General features: G+C 72.6%; 14 protein-coding genes. 10 read left to right on the top strand and 4 right to left on the bottom strand.

All coding sequences use genetic code 11. The features are described from left to right. The 5 genes from N869_RS17700 to N869_RS07220 form a co-directional block, all read left to right on the top strand. On the top strand, positions 1-314 hold a 314-nt coding region (locus N869_RS17700; protein WP_035059700.1), incomplete at its 5' end, for an NAD(P)/FAD-dependent oxidoreductase. Positions 315-410: 96 nt separating this feature from the next. Beyond that, positions 411-2,534, top strand: coding sequence for a glycogen debranching protein GlgX (gene glgX / locus N869_RS07205; protein ID WP_035059702.1), 2,124 nt, complete (start codon positions 411-413; stop codon positions 2,532-2,534). Beyond that, positions 2,531-5,068: a malto-oligosyltrehalose synthase gene (gene treY / locus N869_RS07210; protein WP_035059703.1), complete on the top strand. Its 2,538-nt coding sequence runs from the start codon at positions 2,531-2,533 to the stop codon at positions 5,066-5,068. Before glgX ends, treY begins: the two co-directional genes overlap by 4 nt. Further along, positions 5,065-6,798, top strand: coding sequence for a malto-oligosyltrehalose trehalohydrolase (treZ, locus tag N869_RS07215; protein ID WP_035059704.1), 1,734 nt, complete (start codon positions 5,065-5,067; stop codon positions 6,796-6,798). Before treY ends, treZ begins: the two co-directional genes overlap by 4 nt. Continuing rightward, entirely contained in the window at positions 6,795-7,643 is an 849-nt protein-coding gene (locus N869_RS07220; protein ID WP_035059705.1) for a PPK2 family polyphosphate kinase, read from the top strand. The genes treZ and N869_RS07220 overlap by 4 nt, the downstream gene beginning before the upstream one ends. 22 nt (positions 7,644-7,665) lie before the next feature. Here N869_RS07220 and zapE read toward each other — a convergent pair whose 3' ends face one another. After that, a complete protein-coding gene (gene zapE, locus N869_RS07225; protein WP_052105202.1) occupies positions 7,666-8,682 on the bottom strand; it encodes a cell division protein ZapE in 1,017 nt (338 codons plus the stop codon). Between the two features lie 38 nt (positions 8,683-8,720). Here zapE and N869_RS07230 point away from each other — a divergent pair, with 38 nt between their 5' ends. Together N869_RS07230 and N869_RS07235 are read left to right on the top strand one after the other, a co-directional pair. Next, entirely contained in the window at positions 8,721-9,494 is a 774-nt protein-coding gene (locus N869_RS07230; protein WP_035059706.1) for a dihydrofolate reductase family protein, read from the top strand. 80 nt (positions 9,495-9,574) lie between these two features. Then, positions 9,575-10,051, top strand: a complete 477-nt coding sequence (locus tag N869_RS07235; protein ID WP_332248757.1) for a hypothetical protein — start codon at positions 9,575-9,577, stop codon at positions 10,049-10,051. A 42-nt stretch (positions 10,052-10,093) separates the two neighbouring features. Here the strand turns inward: N869_RS07235 and cuyB are convergent, their stop codons facing one another. From cuyB to gndA, 3 genes are read right to left on the bottom strand one after another with little or no spacing between them, the layout of a single operon-like run. Beyond that, positions 10,094-10,834, bottom strand: coding sequence for a cysteate racemase (gene cuyB, locus N869_RS07240; protein WP_052105203.1), 741 nt, complete (start codon positions 10,832-10,834; stop codon positions 10,094-10,096). Further along, positions 10,831-12,087: a carboxylate--amine ligase gene (locus N869_RS07245; RefSeq protein ID WP_035059708.1), complete on the bottom strand. Its 1,257-nt coding sequence runs from the start codon at positions 12,085-12,087 to the stop codon at positions 10,831-10,833. The genes cuyB and N869_RS07245 overlap by 4 nt, the downstream gene beginning before the upstream one ends. Positions 12,088-12,089: 2 nt before the next feature. Next, a complete protein-coding gene (gene gndA, locus N869_RS07250) occupies positions 12,090-13,526 on the bottom strand; it encodes an NADP-dependent phosphogluconate dehydrogenase (RefSeq protein ID WP_035059713.1) in 1,437 nt (478 codons plus the stop codon). A gap of 121 nt (positions 13,527-13,647) precedes the next feature. On the opposite strand from gndA, the gene N869_RS07255 reads away from it, so the two are divergent. The 3 genes from N869_RS07255 to N869_RS07265 all read left to right on the top strand — a co-directional run. Further along, positions 13,648-14,229, top strand: coding sequence for a DUF3000 domain-containing protein (locus N869_RS07255; RefSeq protein ID WP_332248756.1), 582 nt, complete (start codon positions 13,648-13,650; stop codon positions 14,227-14,229). A gap of 100 nt (positions 14,230-14,329) precedes the next feature. Then, complete coding sequence (locus N869_RS18750; protein WP_269545871.1) at positions 14,330-14,860, top strand: helix-turn-helix transcriptional regulator; 531 nt, start codon at positions 14,330-14,332, stop codon at positions 14,858-14,860. A 47-nt stretch (positions 14,861-14,907) separates the two neighbouring features. After that, on the top strand, positions 14,908-15,847 hold a 940-nt coding region (locus N869_RS07265), incomplete at its 3' end, for an HRDC domain-containing protein (RefSeq protein ID WP_052105205.1).

Consider the following 15,847-nt stretch of genomic DNA (forward strand, 5'->3'; position numbering starts at 1 on the left):
CGGGCCCGTTGCGGCAGGTCGCCGCGAGCCCCGTCGCCGGACGTGTACGGCTGGTGGGTGACGCCTCCGGGTACGTCGACGCACTGACCGGCGAGGGTCTGAACGTCGGGATGGCGCAGGCCCGCGCCGCGATCCAGACCCTGGAGGACCCCGCCCGGTACGCCCGGGCCTGGCGGGCGGTCACCCGCGACTACCGGGTCATGACCTCTGCGCTCGTCGCGTGGGCCGCCTCACCGGCCCGGCCACTGGTCGTGCCGGTCGCGGCGCGAGTCCCTCGCGTGTTCAGGTACGCGGTGGACCGTGTGGGCCGTTAGGGACCGGTGCGGCTCAGCACAGGACGTGAGCACGGCCACAACGGCCGCCTGGGTCGTCGCAGCGCACGACCGGGTCAGGGCTGGCACTCTTGGCCCATGCAGATCTGGCCAGGCAAGCCCTATCCCCTGGGTGCCACGTTCGACGGCACCGGCACCAACTTCGCCCTGTTCTCGGAGGTCGCGGACCGCGTCGAGCTCTGCCTGATCGACGCCGACGGCGCCGAGGAACGGGTCGAGATGCCTGAGGTCGACGCGTTCGTGTGGCACGCGTACCTGCCGACGGTCCAGCCCGGTCAGCGGTACGGGTTCCGGGTGCACGGGCCCTACGACCCGGGTGCCGGTCACCGGTGCAACCCGGCCAAGCTGCTCCTGGACCCCTACGCCAAGGCGATCGACGGTCAGATCGAGTCCCACCAGTCGCTGTTCTCGTACACGTTCGGGGACCCCGACTCCCGCAACGACGACGACTCCCTGGGCCACACGATGACCTCGGTGGTCATCAACCCGTACTTCGACTGGGGCCACGACCGTCCCCCGAACCACGACTACCACGGGAGCGTCATCTACGAGGCCCACGTCAAGGGCATGAGCCGCCAGCACCCGGGCGTGCCCGAGGAGCTGCGGGGCACGTACGCGGGCATGGCCCACCCGGCGGTCATCGACCACCTCGTCGACCTCGGCATCACCGCGGTCGAGCTCATGCCGGTGCACCAGTTCGTCAACGACCCCACGCTCCAGGACAAGGGCCTGTCCAACTACTGGGGCTACAACACCATCGGCTTCTTCGCCCCGCACAACGGGTACGCCTCGTCGGCCACGCCCGGGCAGCAGGTCCAGGAGTTCAAGCAGATGGTCAAGGCCCTGCACGAGGCGGGGATCGAGGTGATCCTCGACGTGGTGTACAACCACACCGCGGAGGGCAACCACCTGGGCCCGACCCTGTGCTTCAGGGGCATCGACAACGCCAGCTACTACCGGCTCGTCGACGAGGACCCCACGTTCTACTTCGACACCACCGGGACGGGCAACTCCCTGCTCATGCGGCACCCGCACGTGCTGCAGCTGCTCATGGACTCCCTGCGCTACTGGGTCACCGAGATGCACGTCGACGGCTTCCGGTTCGACCTGGCCTCGACCCTGGCCCGCCAGTTCCACGAGGTGGACCGGCTCTCGGCGTTCTTCGACCTGGTCCAGCAGGACCCGGTGATCAGTCAGGTGAAGCTGATCGCCGAGCCGTGGGACGTGGGCGAGGGCGGGTACCAGGTGGGTGGTTTCCCCCCGTTGTGGAGCGAGTGGAACGGCAAGTACCGCGACACGGTGCGCGACTTCTGGCGCGGTGAGCCCGCGACCCTCGGGGAGTTCGCGAGCCGGCTGTCAGGGTCCTCGGACCTGTACGAGCACACCGGCCGCAAGCCCATCGCCTCGATCAACTTCGTCACGGCGCACGACGGCTTCACCCTCGCCGACCTCGTCTCCTACAACGAGAAGCACAACGACGACAACGGCGAGGGCAACGCCGACGGCGAGAGCCACAACCGGTCCTGGAACTGCGGCGAGGAGGGTGCCACCGACGACCCGGACGTCCAGGCCCTGCGGTGGCGCCAGATGCGCAACTTCCTCACCACGCTCCTGATCTCCCAGGGCGTGCCGATGCTCTCCCACGGGGACGAGATCGGCCGCAGCCAGGGCGGGAACAACAACGGGTACTGCCAGGACAACGAGATCACCTGGATGGACTGGGACCTGGACGAGGACCAGAGCGCCCACCTGGAGTTCACCCGGGCACTGGTGCACCTGCGTCGGGACCACCCGGTGCTGCGACGACGCCGGTTCTTCGCCGGCGGCGCCGAGCACGGTGGGGAGTCCGACCTGGGCGACATCGCCTGGTTCACCACCTCCGGGGAGCACATGACCGACGCGGACTGGCAGCAGGGCCATGCGCGCGCGGTCACCGTGTTCCTCAACGGTGGGGCGATCGCCGAGCCGGACGCCCGGGGCCAGCGGGTCGTGGACGACAGCTTCCTGGTGCTGTTCAACGCCGCGCCGGAGTCGATCACCTTCACCCTGCCTCCCCCGGAGTACGGCGAGACGTGGGCGTGCGTCCTGGACAGCGACCACTCCCTGGCGACCGGCGACGTGGTCGAGGCCGGCACCGAGGTCGAGGTGACCGGTCGCAGCACCGTGGTCCTGGCCCGCCCGGTCGAGGAGGACCCCGCGTGAGCGACCAGCCACCGACCAGGGCCGAGGACCGGCCCGGTCCCTCACGTCGACGCCCGCCGCGGGGCCGCCCGGTCCCCGTGAGCACCTACCGGTTGCAGCTCGGCGCCGAGCTCACCCTCGACGACGCCGTCGACCTGGTCCCCTACCTGGACCGCCTGGGAGTCACCCACCTGTACCTGTCACCGGTCCTGACGCCCTCCCCCGGGTCCACGCACGGGTACGACGTGGTGGACCACGACGAGATCTCCCCCGTCCTGGGTGGCCGCCAGGCCCTGGATCGGCTGTCTGCTGCGGCACGGGGTGCGGGCCTGGGCCTGGTCGTCGACATCGTCCCCAACCACGTGGCGGTGCCGACGCCCGCCTGGCACAACCGTGCGCTGTGGTCGGTGCTGGCGCACGGGCCCGGTTCCCCGTACGCGGCGTGGTTCGACGTGGACTGGTCCGCCGGTGACGGGGCGCTGCTCATGCCCGTGCTCGGCAGACGCATCGGCGCGGTCCTCGCGGCCGAGGAGCTCACCCTGGACCGCATGAGCGTGCCCGGGACGGGCGGTGAGCAGCAGGTGCTGCGCTACTACGACCACGTCTTCCCCGTCCGTGAGGGCACCGAGCACCTGCCCCTGGCCGAGCTGGTGGAGCGTCAGCACTACCGGTTGGCGTACTGGCGGGTCGCCGACGAGGAGCTCAACTACCGGCGCTTCTTCGACGTCGGAACGCTGGCGGCCATCCGCGTCGAGGACCCCGGCGTGTTCGACGCCACCCACGACCTGGTGGCCGGCCTGGTCCGGGACGGTGTGGTCGACGGGCTGCGGATCGACCACCCCGACGGTCTCGCCGACCCGCAGGGCTACCTCGACCGGCTGGCCCGCGCCACGGACGAGGCCTGGGTGGTCGTGGAGAAGATCCTCGCACCGTCAGAGGACCTGCCCGAGGACTGGGCCACGGCCGGGACGACCGGCTACGACGCCGCGTGGCGGGTGCAGGCCACGTTCGTGGACCCCGGGGGTTCGGGGGAGCTCGGTGCCCTCATGCACCGCCTCACCGGCGACACCGTGGACGCCCTGCCCTCCCTCGTGGAGGAGGCCAAGCGCGAGATCGTGACCGGCCCCCTGTACGCCGAGGTGCACAGGCTGACCGACCTCGCCGCCGAGATCTGCCGCGACGACGTCCGGCTGCGTGACCACACCTGGCGCTCCCTGCACGAGTGCCTGGTCGAGCTCCTCGTGGCCGCCGACCGCTACCGCTACTACGTGCAGCCGGGAGCCGTCGTCCACCCCGACTCCCACGCGGCCTTCGTCGAGTGCGTGGACCGGGCCAGGGGGCGCCTGGACACCGAACGTCACGAGACCCTGGACCTGCTCGCCGAGATGCTCCTGGGACGGGAGATCGGCTCGGCCGGTCGCACCCGGGAGGCCCGCCGCGATGAGCTGGTGGTCCGCTTCCAGCAGACCTGCGGCGCGGTCATGGCCAAGGGCGTGGAGGACACCACGTTCTACCGGTGGACGCACCTGGTGGGGCTGTGCGAGGTCGGGGGCGCCCCCGAACGGTTCGCGATCAGCCCCGAGGAGCTGCACGCGTGGGCGGCGCGCACCCAGGACCACGCCCCGGTCGCGATGACCACGCTGTCCACGCACGACACCAAGCGCAGCGAGGACGTGAGGGCACGCCTGGGTGTGCTTTCCGAGCTCCCGGTCGAGTGGGCCGAGCTGGTGACGTCGCTGCGTCAGGTGACCGCCGAGGACCGACCCCACGTGCTGGACGGCCGGACCGAGAACCTGTGGTGGCAGACCCTCGCCGGCACCTGGGGCCCCGACGGCCCGCTGGACGTGGAGCGGTTGTGCTCCTACCTGGTCAAGGCGATGCGCGAGGCCAAGTCCCGCACCGCCTGGACGGCCGTGGACGAGGCGTACGAGGACGCGGTGCTCACGTGGGCCAGGCGTACCCACGACCGACCCGAGGTGCGTCAGGCGTTCGACGGGTGGGTCCGCCGCACCGGTCCCGGTGTGCGGGCGGCGACTCTCGGCACCAAGCTCGTGCAGCTGTGCTTCCCCGGCATCCCTGACGTCTACCAGGGCACCGAGGTCACGGCGGTCGCGCTCGTCGACCCGGACAACCGCAGGCCCGTGGACCACGCGGCCCTGTCGGACCGGCTCCACCGGCTCGAGCGGGAGGCCCCCCGGGACCTGGACGACGAGAAGCTGCTGGTCACCTCCCGCGCCCTGGCGGTGCGCCGCGCGGAGGCGGACGCGTTCGTGGGCCCCACGGCCGGCTACCAGCCGTTGCCGTCCTCCTCGGGCAACGCGCTGGCCTTCGCCCGGACCGCCGACGACGAGCCGCGGGCGGTGGTGGTCGCCACGCGCCTGGCCCTGGCACTGGAGCGGCTGGGCGGCTGGGGTGAGCACGTGGTCACGTTGCCGCCCGGGCGGTGGCAGGACGCACTCACCGGACAGGTGGTCGAGGGTGGTGGGGCGCGCCTGGCCGACCTGCTCTCCTCGTCACCGGTGGCCCTGCTGGTCCGGGCGGAGGCGGACGCGTGACCGCGGTGTGGGCCCCCCGCGCCCAGCAGGTCGAGGTCGTCGTCGACGAGGTCCGGGCACCGCTCACCCGTGAGGACGGGGGCTGGTGGCGCGGACCGCAGCTGCCGCACGGCACGGACTACGGGCTGTGCGTGGATGGCGGACCACCCCGACCCGACCCGCGCAGCCCCTGGCAGCCGCACGGGGTGCACGGCCCGAGCCGCACGTTCGACACCTCCCGGCACCGGTGGCAGGACGGCGACTGGCGCGGTCGGGACGTGCGGGGCACCGTGCTGTACGAGCTGCACGTGGGCACGTTCACCAGGGAAGGCACCCTGGACGCGGCCATCGGACGGCTCGACCACCTCGTCGACCTGGGGGTCGACACCGTGGAGCTGATGCCTGTGGCGGCGTTCCCCGGCGTGCACGGCTGGGGCTACGACGGGGTCGCCCTGTACGCGGTGCACGACCCCTACGGGGGGCCGGCCGCGCTGCAGCGGTTCGTCGACGCCGCCCACGGGCGCGGGCTGGCCGTGTGCCTGGACGTGGTGCACAACCACCTGGGCCCCTCGGGCAACTACCTGGCCGAGTTCGGGCCCTACTTCACCGACCGGCACCACACCCCGTGGGGGCAGGCGGTGAACCTGGACGGTGACGACGCCCACGAGGTGCGCGCGTTCGTCATCGACAACGCGACCCGGTGGCTGCGGGAGTTCCACCTGGACGCGCTGCGGCTGGACGCGGTCCACGCCCTGGTGGACGACTCACCCACGCACCTGCTGGCCGAGATGTCGACCGCCGTGGACGCGCTCTCGGACGAGGTCGGGCGGCCCCTGACCCTGATCGCCGAGTCGGACCTCAACGACCCGCGCACCGTCACACCCGTGCAGGACGGCGGCCTGGGCATGGGCGCGCAGTGGGCGGACGACGTCCACCACGCACTGCACGCGATGGTGACCGGCGAACGGCACGGCTACTACGTCGACTTCGGCAGCACGGCGACCACCGCGAAGGCCCTGACCGAGGTGTTCGTGCACGACGGGACGTGGTCCACGTTCCGGGGACGCACCTGGGGCCGGCCGGTGCCCGAGCACCTGGACGGCCACCGGTTCGTGGTGTTCGGGTCGAACCACGACCAGGTCGGCAACCGAGCGCTGGGCGACCGGCCCTCCCAGTACCTCCAGGACGGGCAGCTCGCGGCGACCGCAGCCCTCGTCCTGCTCTCCCCCTTCACGCCGATGCTGTTCATGGGTGAGGAGTGGGGGGCGCGCACACCCTGGGCGTACGTCACCGACCACGCCGAGCCCGAGCTCGTCGAGGCGATCCGCAAGGGCCGGCAGGAGGAGTTCGCGGGGCACGGATGGGCCGAGCTGTACGGCCACGACGTGCAGGTCCCCGACCCGCAGGACCCGGCGACCGTCACCTCGAGCGTGCTGGACTGGCAGGAGCGGGACGACGCTGGTGGGGCCCGGCTGCTCACCTGGTACCGGGACCTGATCCGGCTGAGACGTGCGGTGGCCGATCTCGCCGACGGTGATCGCGCCCGGGTGCGCGTAGAGCACGAGGAGGGCCGGTGGCTGGTGCTCCACCGCGGGGGCCACGCGGTGGTGGTCAACCTCACCGACGGTCCGCTCACCGTGCCGGTGGAGTCCGCCCAGGTGCTGCTGGAGTGGGGGACACAGCCAGGAGCGACAGGCCTGGAGGTCGCCGCGCACGGCGTGGCAGTGGTGCGACGGGAGGAGCAGCGGTGACGGGTTGGGACCTGGCGCCCGAGGTGGCGCTCCGCGCACGTCAGGGCTCGGCGTTGGACCAGGTCGACTGCCGGGCCACCCCCGGCTGGTCGGCGGGCAAGGTCGCCGCACGGGCCCACATGGCCCGGCGCGGACGGGACATGGCCACGCTGCAGGAGATGCTGTACGCCCACGGACGCACCGGCGGGGACCGCGCGGTCCTGCTGGTGCTCCAGGGGATGGACACCTCAGGCAAGGGCGGGGTGGTGCGGCACGTCATCGGCATGGTGGACCCGCAGGGCGTAGCCCTGCGCGCGTTCGGCGTCCCCACCCGCCAGGAGGCCGAGCAGCACTACCTGTGGCGGGTGCGGCGCGCGCTGCCGCCGCCCGGCCACCTGGGTGTCTTCGACCGGTCGCACTACGAGGACGTCCTGGTCGCACGGGTGGACGGGCTCGTGCCCCCGAGCCAGTGGCAGGGCCGCTTCGAGGAGATCAACGCGTTCGAGCAGGAGGTCGCGGCGACCGGGACCGTGGTGGTCAAGGTCCTGCTGGCGATCTCCCGCGAGGAGCAGGCCGAACGGCTGCGCAGGCGCCTCGAGCGACCGCACAAGCACTGGAAGTACGTCCCCGGCGACGTCGACGCCCGTGCCCGCTGGGACGACTACGTGCTCGCCTACCAGGACGTCCTGGACCGCACCTCGACGCCCGTCGCGCCGTGGCACGTCGTGCCCGCCGACCGCAAGTGGTACGCCCGGCTGGCCGTCACCGAGCTGGTGGCGCACGCCCTGGAGGGTCTGGACCTGCAGTGGCCCGTCGCGGGGTTCGACGTCGGCGCCGAGCTGGCGCGCCTGGAGGCCACGACCTGACCGCGAGCGGTCCCCGCGGCCCTCAGGTGCTCGCGGGCAGCTGGTCGCGCCCGGCCGCGGCCAGCGCGGTGAGCCTGGACAGGGCACGCAGGTACTTCTTGCGGTAGCCGCCGCGCAGCATGGCGTCGCCGAACAGCCCGGTGGTGCCCACCCCGCCCAGGAGCACCGGCACGTCACGGTCGTACAACCGGTCGACGAGCACGACCAGCCGCAGGGCGTCGGCCTGGTCGATCAACGGCGCCACGGCAGTGATCCCGACGACGGGGACGTCCTGGACCAGGGCCCCGTACCGACTGGGGTGGACCGTGCGCAGGTGGTGCAGGAGGTCCTCGAACGTGTCCACCGTCCCACCCCCCGCACTCGCCCCGTCCCGGACCTCCACGTCGGGGAGCCCGCCCTCGGGGTGCGGTGCGCCACGGTGGCGGTAGTCGGGGCCGTCGACCCGGACCACCTCGAACCGGTCGGACAGCGCCTGGATCTCGCGGAGGAAGTCCTCTGCGGCGAACCGACCCTCACCCAGCGACTCCGGAAGGGTGTTGGACGTGGCGACCAGCGCGACCCCGGCGTCGTTCAGCTCACGGAGCAGCCGGGACATCAGGACGGTGTCCCCCGGGTCGTCGAGCTCGAACTCGTCGATGAGCACCGCCGGGCGACGGGACAGGCGCCGGACGGTCACCCCGAAGCCGAGCGCCCCCACCAGGTGGGTGTACTCCACGAACGTCCCGAACGCCGCCTCGGGGACGGCGTGGGCGACGGCAGCGAGCAGGTGGGTCTTGCCCACACCGAACCCGCCGTCGAGGTAGAGGGCCGGCCCCGCCGGCGTGGTGCGCGTCCACCAGCGTCGCCGGGGTGGGTCCTGCAGCCGCTCGGCGAGGCTGCGGGCGTGCTCGCGTGCCTGCGCCTGACCGGGGTGGTCGGGGTCGGGACGGTAGGAGTCGAACGTCGCGTCCGCGAAGTGCGGTGGCGGCACGAACCCGGCGAGCAGGTCGTCGGCAGGGACCTGCGGGTGGCGGGAGGTGAGCGACGGGAGCGAGGTCACGACGCACCAGACTACGGGCCGCTGGTTACCCTGGGCGCGTGGAGCTGCCCGTGCTGGACCTCCTGGTGCCGACCGCCGAGGCCGGCCCTGTCCCGGTCGTGGCCGGCGAACCGGTGCTCCGTGCCCTGTACGCGGTGCCGTCGGGGGGCTCGCACGTCCGCGGGAACATGATCAGCACCGTGGACGGGGCCGCCTCCGGTGGCGACGGCCTCTCAGGATCCATCAACGGGCCGGCCGACGGCCGGGTGTTCTCGGTGCTGCGATCCCTGGCCGACGTGGTGCTGGTGGGTGCCGGGACCGTCCGTGCCGAGGGCTACGCCGACCTGGCCCTGAGGCCGGACCTGCGGGCCGTGCGCACCGGCGAGGGACGCACCCCCGAGCCCGGGCTCGCCGTCGTCACCCGCACCGGTGACCTGCCCGAGCAGGTGCTCACGGCCCGACCGTCACCGTGGGTGGTCACCGTGGCCGACGCACCCGGGCTGCCGCGCCTGCGCCGGGTGCTCCCCGCCGACCGGCTCGTGGTGCACGACGGCGGTGTCGACCTCACCGCCACCCTGGAGGTGCTCGGCCACGCCGGCATGCCTCACGTGCTGTGCGAGGGTGGCCCCCGTCTGCTGGGGGCGATGCTGGCCGGAGGGCTGGTGGACGAGCTGTGCCTGACCACCAGCCCCCTGGTGACGGCCGGGACGGCCGGGCGGGTCGTGGGGGCACCGACGCAGCTCGACCCACCGCTCACCGGGACGCTGGAGACCCTCCTGCACGGCGACGGCATGCTCATGGCACGGTGGCGGCTGACGGCCACCGCACCGTGACCGGCCACGCGTGCCATGACCCACCAGGATCCGCCAGGACGCGCGGCAGCGACATCGCTAGGCTCGCCGGTGTGAGCGAGATGATCCTGGTCCTCACCGAGGACGCACTGACCGCCCGTGACGTGGAGAACATCGTGTCGCTCCACCGGGAGCGTGACGTCCGGTACCACGTCCTGGTGCCCGCCGACCCCGGGCAGAACGTCCTGGCCTCGATCGTGGACCACCTGAGCCTCGGCGAGCTGAGGGAGGCCCTGGACGCCGCCCTGGGGCGCGAGCCGGCGCCGGACGAGGCCCGTCGGGAGGCTGCGACCAGCCTCCAGGAGAGCCTGGACGCGCTCCTGGCCGCCGGTGTCGAGGCCCACGGCCAGGTCGTCACGGACGCGCCCGTTCCCGCGCTGCGGACGGCCGTGCGCGACCTCGACGTCGCGGAGGTCGCCGTGGTGACGTTCCCGCACGCGGTGGAGGACACGTTCCACACCGACTGGGCCTCACGTGCCCGCGACGAGCTGCAGGTCCCGGTGCTGCACCTGTACCTCGGGACCAACCAGGTGGGCTGACCCGGGTACGGGCCGCGCCCGGCAGTGTCGGCCGCGGCCCGGTCAGCGCACCTCGTGCCCTGCCCGTGCGATGGTGCGCCTGACCAGCACGTCGAGGGAGTCGACGTACGTGGGGTCGGCGATCAGGTCCTCGTCCTCGGCGATGACCGAGAGCTCGGTGCACCCGAGCACCACCAGCTGGGCCCCGCGTGACCGGAGCCGGTGCACGACACCGGCGAAGGCACCCATGTCGACCGGGCGCCCTGCCTTCACCTGGTCGTAGATGATCTCCATCATCACGGCCTGGTCGTCCTCGTCCGGCACCAGGCACGTCAGCCCCGAGCGTTCCAGCTCGTCCTGGTAGACGCGCGCGTGCACGGTCCCGGTCGTGGCCAGGACGCCCACCGCGGTCAGGTCGGTGAGCCTCGACCGGGCCTCGGCCACCGTCTCGGCCACGATGCTGAGCACCGGGACCTGCACGGCCGCCACGATCCGACGGGTGAAGAAGTGGGCGGTGTTGCACGGGACCACGATGAAGCTCACGCCGAACGCCTCCAGGCGCTCGGCGTCACGGGCCATCACCGGGCCGGGGTCCTGGTCGGAGTCCCCGAGGATGAAGGCCGTGCGGTCCGGGATGGTCGCGTGGTTCAGGACCACCATGTCGACGTGGTCCTGGTCGCGCTCGGCCCGGGTCAGCCGGACGACCTTGTCCATGAAGTAGGCCGTCGCGAGCGGACCCACACCGCCGATCACGCCGACCGGCAGCGCCGACGACGTGCCGGGGTCGGCCTGGGGCGCACTCACCCCAGGTCCTCCGCCCGACGCGGACGCGGGTAGTGGGTCCGGTACTTGCGGAACTGGTTCAGCTGCGCCAGGGCCAGGTAGAGCACCCGCCGTGGATGACGTTCGGCCCGGTACCACAACGGGTTGGTCACCGCCCGGGTGCGGAACAGGCCCCTGACCCGTCGGCGCAAGGACGCGTCGGTCACGTAGCGCAGCAGGAGCGGGCGCGGCAGGACGGTGTACAGGTGGGGCCGGTCCGGCTCCACCTCGGCCCCCTCGGGCATCGGGTCGAGCCCCTGGACGTGCTCCCGGACGTACAGCTCAGCGGTGTTGCGCCCGGCCGCGGTGATGTAGAAGTTGCTGCGCCCGAGCCGCGGGTTCAGCTCGAAGAACACCGTGCGCCCGTCACGTGGGTCGTACTTCAGGTCGAAGTTGGCGTACCCCACCCACCCGATGCCTTCGAGCAGACGCCGCGCCTGCTCGACGATCTCCGGGGCTCCACGGGTGACGATCCCCGCCGGGTTCCCCAGGGCCCCCGGGGTGTGCTCCTCGAGGAGGACGTGCCCGAACGCCGCGAAACGCATGCGCCCCTGCCGGTCGCAGTAGCACGTGAGGATCCTCATCCCCGAGTCGTCCCCGGGGATGAGGTCCTGGATCACGAAGTCGTCGGTGTACCCCGAGGCCCGCACGCGCTCCATCAGGTCGGCCAGGGCTTCGGGGGTCGCGACGGTGAAGACCTTCTTCTTCCCCGGGAACTCCACGAGGTGGTACGCGGCGGTGTTGCCGGTCTTGGCGATCACCGGGAACGTCAGGCTGCTGGTGTCCGGCGCTCCCCCGGCCGCCACGTCGTGGACGACCGTGGTGGGGTGCGACAGGCCGTACTGCGCGCAGAGCCTGCCGAAGCCGTCCTTGTCGGTGACCAGGTCGAGCAGCTCGGTACCGACGTACGGGATCGTGTAGAGGTCCTCCAACCGCTCGCGGTTCTCCACGAGGGTACGCACCAGCCAGTCGGCGCTGCCCACCAGGATGCGCCGCCCCGGGTGCTCCTGCGCGACCCGGCGCAGCGTCGCGACGACCGCGTCGGGGTCGTCCATCGCCGGCTCGACCACGTTCGTCAAGATGCGCGAGTGGCGGACCAGACCTGTGGAGACGGTCGACACCACGACCGACCGCACGCCGTAGGCCTCGTGGAAGGTGCGGGCCAGGCTGTACGCGCCGATGTCGCCGCCGAGGATGACCGGCTGCAGGTCCGGTACCGGGATCTGCGCGGTCACGGTCAGGCCTCGACCTCGGCGCGGTCGGTGCTCCACCCGGTGTGGAAGGTGCCCTCACGGTCGGTGCGCCGGTAGGTGTGCGCACCGAAGAAGTCCCGCTGGGCCTGGATCAGGTTCGCGGGCAGCCGCTCGGCGCGCACCCCGTCGTAGTACGCCAACGAGGAGGAGAACGCGGGGGTCGGCACGCCGTTGAGCGCAGCCTGCGACACGACCCTGCGCCAGGCCTGGACGCCCTGGCCCACGGCCTCGGTGAAGTACTCGTCGGCCAGGAGCAGGGGCAGGTGGGCGTCCCGCTCGTAGGCCTCGGTGATCCGGTTGAGGAACCGGGCCCGGATGATGCAGCCGCCCCGCCAGATGCGCGCCATCGCACCACGGTCGATGTCCCAGCCGTACTCGGCGGAGGCCGCGGCGATCTGGTCGAAGCCCTGGGAGTACGCCACGACCTTCGAGGCGTACAGCGCCAGGCGCACGTCCTCGACGAACGCCTCGCGGTCCTGCACGTCCCAGGTACCGGCGTGCGCGGGCAACGCCCCCGCGGCAGCACCCCGCTGGGGCACCGAACCCGACAGGGCCCGGGCGAACGTGGCCTCGGCGATCCCGGTGATCGGGACGCCCAGGTCCAGGCCGTTCTGGACGGTCCAGCGGCCCGTGCCCTTCTGCTCGGCCTGATCCAGCACCACGTCGACGAACGCCGCGCCCGTCGCGGCGTCGGTGTGGGCGAGCACCTCGGCGGTGATCTCGATGAGGAACGACTCCAGGTCGCCCGTGTTCCACCGGGCGAAGATCTCGCCGATCTCCTGCGCGGTCGCGCCCAGACCCTGCTTGAGCAGGTCGTAGGCCTCGGCGATGAGCTGCATGTCGGCGTACTCGATGCCGTTGTGGACCATCTTCACGAAGTGGCCGGCGCCGTCGGGGCCGACGTAGGTGCAGCACGGCACCCCGTCGACCTTGGCCGAGATCTTCTCCAGGATCGGCCCGAGCCACTCGTAGGACTCCCGCGACCCACCGGGCATGATGCTCGGCCCGAGCAGCGCGCCCTCCTCGCCGCCGGACACGCCGGTCCCCACGAAGTGCAGGCCCTCGGCCTTCAGCGCCGCCTCGCGGCGGCGGGTGTCGGGGAAGTGGGCGTTGCCCGCGTCGATCACGATGTCGCCCTCGTCCAGCAGAGGGACGAGCTCGTCGATGACCGCGTCGGTCGGACCACCCGCCTTGACCATGACGATGACCTTGCGCGGCCGCTCGAGCGAGGCGACGAAGTCGGCAAGGGTCTCGGAACCGACGAACTCACCCTCGTCGCCGTGCTCGGCCACCAGCGAGTGCATCCGACCCGCGGACCGGTTGTGGACAGCCACCACGAACCCGTTCCTGGCCAGGTTACGGGCCAGGTTGCGACCCATCACCGCCAACCCGGTGACACCGATCTGCGCGCGTGCGGACATGCTCGACGGTTCCTTCCCACGGTGGATGACGCCGTCAGCGTAGTGCGGACGGGCGAACCCGGCAGACGTGTCCGCGCGCCGGTCCCACGGCACACGTCCGCCTCGCCCTAACCTGCCCGTTGTGATCACGACCGACGCGGACGTCCCCCAGGTGTTCGTCCGAGCGCTCCACGCCCTGCGCGACCAGCGCCTGCGTCCCGAGGTCCTGCTGACCGAGGTGCCGGCGCCGGGGCGCATCGCCCCCTACGCGGTCGCCCTCACCGGAGACCTGCAGCCCCCGGGGCGGACCGTCCAGCACGAGGACCCGGCCAGTGGCCGGTTCGTCCTGCTCCACGACCCCGACGGCCAGGAGGCCTGGCAGGGGACGTTCCGCGTGGTGACCCTCGTGCGTGCCTCCCTGGACCCGGAGGCGGGCGCCGACCCGCTGCTCTGCGAGGTCGCCTGGAGCTGGGTCGTGGAGGCGCTCACCACCTCCGGGGCCGAGCACAGCGCACTGGGGGGGACGGTCACCCGGGTCGTCTCGCAGTCCTTCGGGGCGCTGCGGGAGCGACCCGACGAGACCGAGGTCGAGGTGCGGGCGTCGTGGACACCCGCTCCGGACGGCGTCGGACGCCACCTCGCCGCATGGAGCGGTGTGCTCTGCCATGCAGGCGGGCTGGCGCCGCTGCCAGAGGGCGTGGCCTCCCTGTCCCGCCGCCGCTGACGCCTTCGCGGCCGACCGCACCCGGGACGGACCCTCAAGACCTCCCCCCGCGCTGCCGATAGGAACCGGTACAGGCACACGCGCACCCCGGGAGCATCCCTTGACCGTCGAGCACGTCCGCACCGCACCGGTCCGGCCCGCAGCGCGCACGCACACGAGCACCTCCACGGTGCCTGCCGCCGGAACCCGGCGCCCGACCACCGCCCACGGGACGACGTGCCTGGTGGTTCCCGAGCTCAGCGACGGCGACGGCCAGGCGATGCTCAGGTCGTTGCGGCGCCGGGAGTCCACCCGCAGCGTCCTGCTCACCCGCAAGGCTGGCCGCCGCGAGCTGGTCGTGCTCCTGGGCGGCGGGGTCCGTGGCGCGGTCACGGCCGAGCCGCCGGGCGCGGTACGCATCGCCGGCCGACCCGCGGCTCCCGCGCCACGCGGCGGACCCGCACTCACGGCACGCGAGCTCGGGGTGCTGCGCCTGGTCGCCGACGGTCGCACCAACCGTCAGATCGGGGAGCACCTGGAGCTGTCCGCACTGACCGTCAAGAGCCACCTCGCCCGCATCTCACGCAAGGTCGGCACCGGTGACCGCGCCGAGATGGTCGCGTTCGCGATCCGGAACGCGCTGCTCGGGTGAGCGGTCGGTCCCACAGGTGAGGGGCGGGAAGGTCTAGCGTGACCTCCATGCCCGCAGCAGCACACCGCGACCTCGTCGACCAGGGACCGCAGACGGGCCGGGACGAGCCCGAAGTCGTACCCCTCGCCGAACCACGTGACGGTGTGCCCGTCGTCGTGGACACCCCGCAGGCGCTCGCGACGACCGTCGCCGCTTTTCACCAGGGGTCCGGACCCGTGGCCGTGGACGCCGAACGCGCCTCGGGCTACCGGTACGGCCAGCGCACCTTCCTGGTCCAGCTCCGCCGCCAGGGCGCGGGTACCGCGCTCGTGGACCCGGTCGCCCTGCCCGACCTGAGCGCACTGGGCCAGGCGCTCGAGGGCGCGGAGTGGGTCCTGCACGCTGCGTCGCAGGACCTGCCCGGCCTCGTGGAGCAGAACCTCGTGCCGTCGGCGGTGTTCGACACCGAGCTGGCCGCGCGCCTGCTGGGGATGGCGCGCGTGGGGCTCGCCGCCGTCGTGGCCGAGGTCCTGGGACTGGGCCTGGCCAAGGAGCACTCGGCGGTCGACTGGTCCACCCGTCCGCTGCCACCGGAGTGGCTGCGCTACGCGGCGCTCGACGTGGAGGTACTGGTGGACCTGCGCGACCACCTGGCCGAACGGCTCGAGGCCGCAGGCAAGGCGGAGTGGGCCCGTCAGGAGTTCGAGGCGGTCCGCCTCGCTCCCCCACCGTCGCCGCGGGTCGACCCGTGGCGACGGACCTCCGGCGTCCACGCGATCCGCGACCGGCGGCGACTCGCCGTGGTCCGGGCGCTGTGGCAGGCCCGGGAGGCCGAGGCCCGGCGCCGTGACGTCTCCCCCGGCCGGGTGCTTCCCGACGCTGCCATTGTCTCCGCCGCCCAGGCGCTGCCCCGGACCGTCGAGGAGCTCACCGCACTGGGCCCGTTCTCGGGCCGGGGCACCCGCCGCCGGGCCCGTCAGTGGTTCGCCGCCGTGCAGGAGGGCCTGG

Origin of the sequence: Cellulomonas bogoriensis 69B4 = DSM 16987, assembly GCF_000767165.1 — a bacterium.
GTDB lineage: Bacteria > Actinomycetota > Actinomycetes > Actinomycetales > Cellulomonadaceae > Actinotalea > Actinotalea bogoriensis.

Excerpts from the sequence above, each read along its gene's own strand:
- glgX (WP_035059702.1), top strand. The coding sequence starts at position 411 with ATGCAGATCTGGCCAGGCAAGCCCTATCCCCTGGGTGCCACGTTCGAC.
- N869_RS07235 (WP_332248757.1), top strand. The coding sequence starts at position 9,575 with ATGATCCTGGTCCTCACCGAGGACGCACTGACCGCCCGTGACGTGGAG.
- gndA (WP_035059713.1), bottom strand. The coding sequence starts at position 13,526 with ATGTCCGCACGCGCGCAGATCGGTGTCACCGGGTTGGCGGTGATGGGT.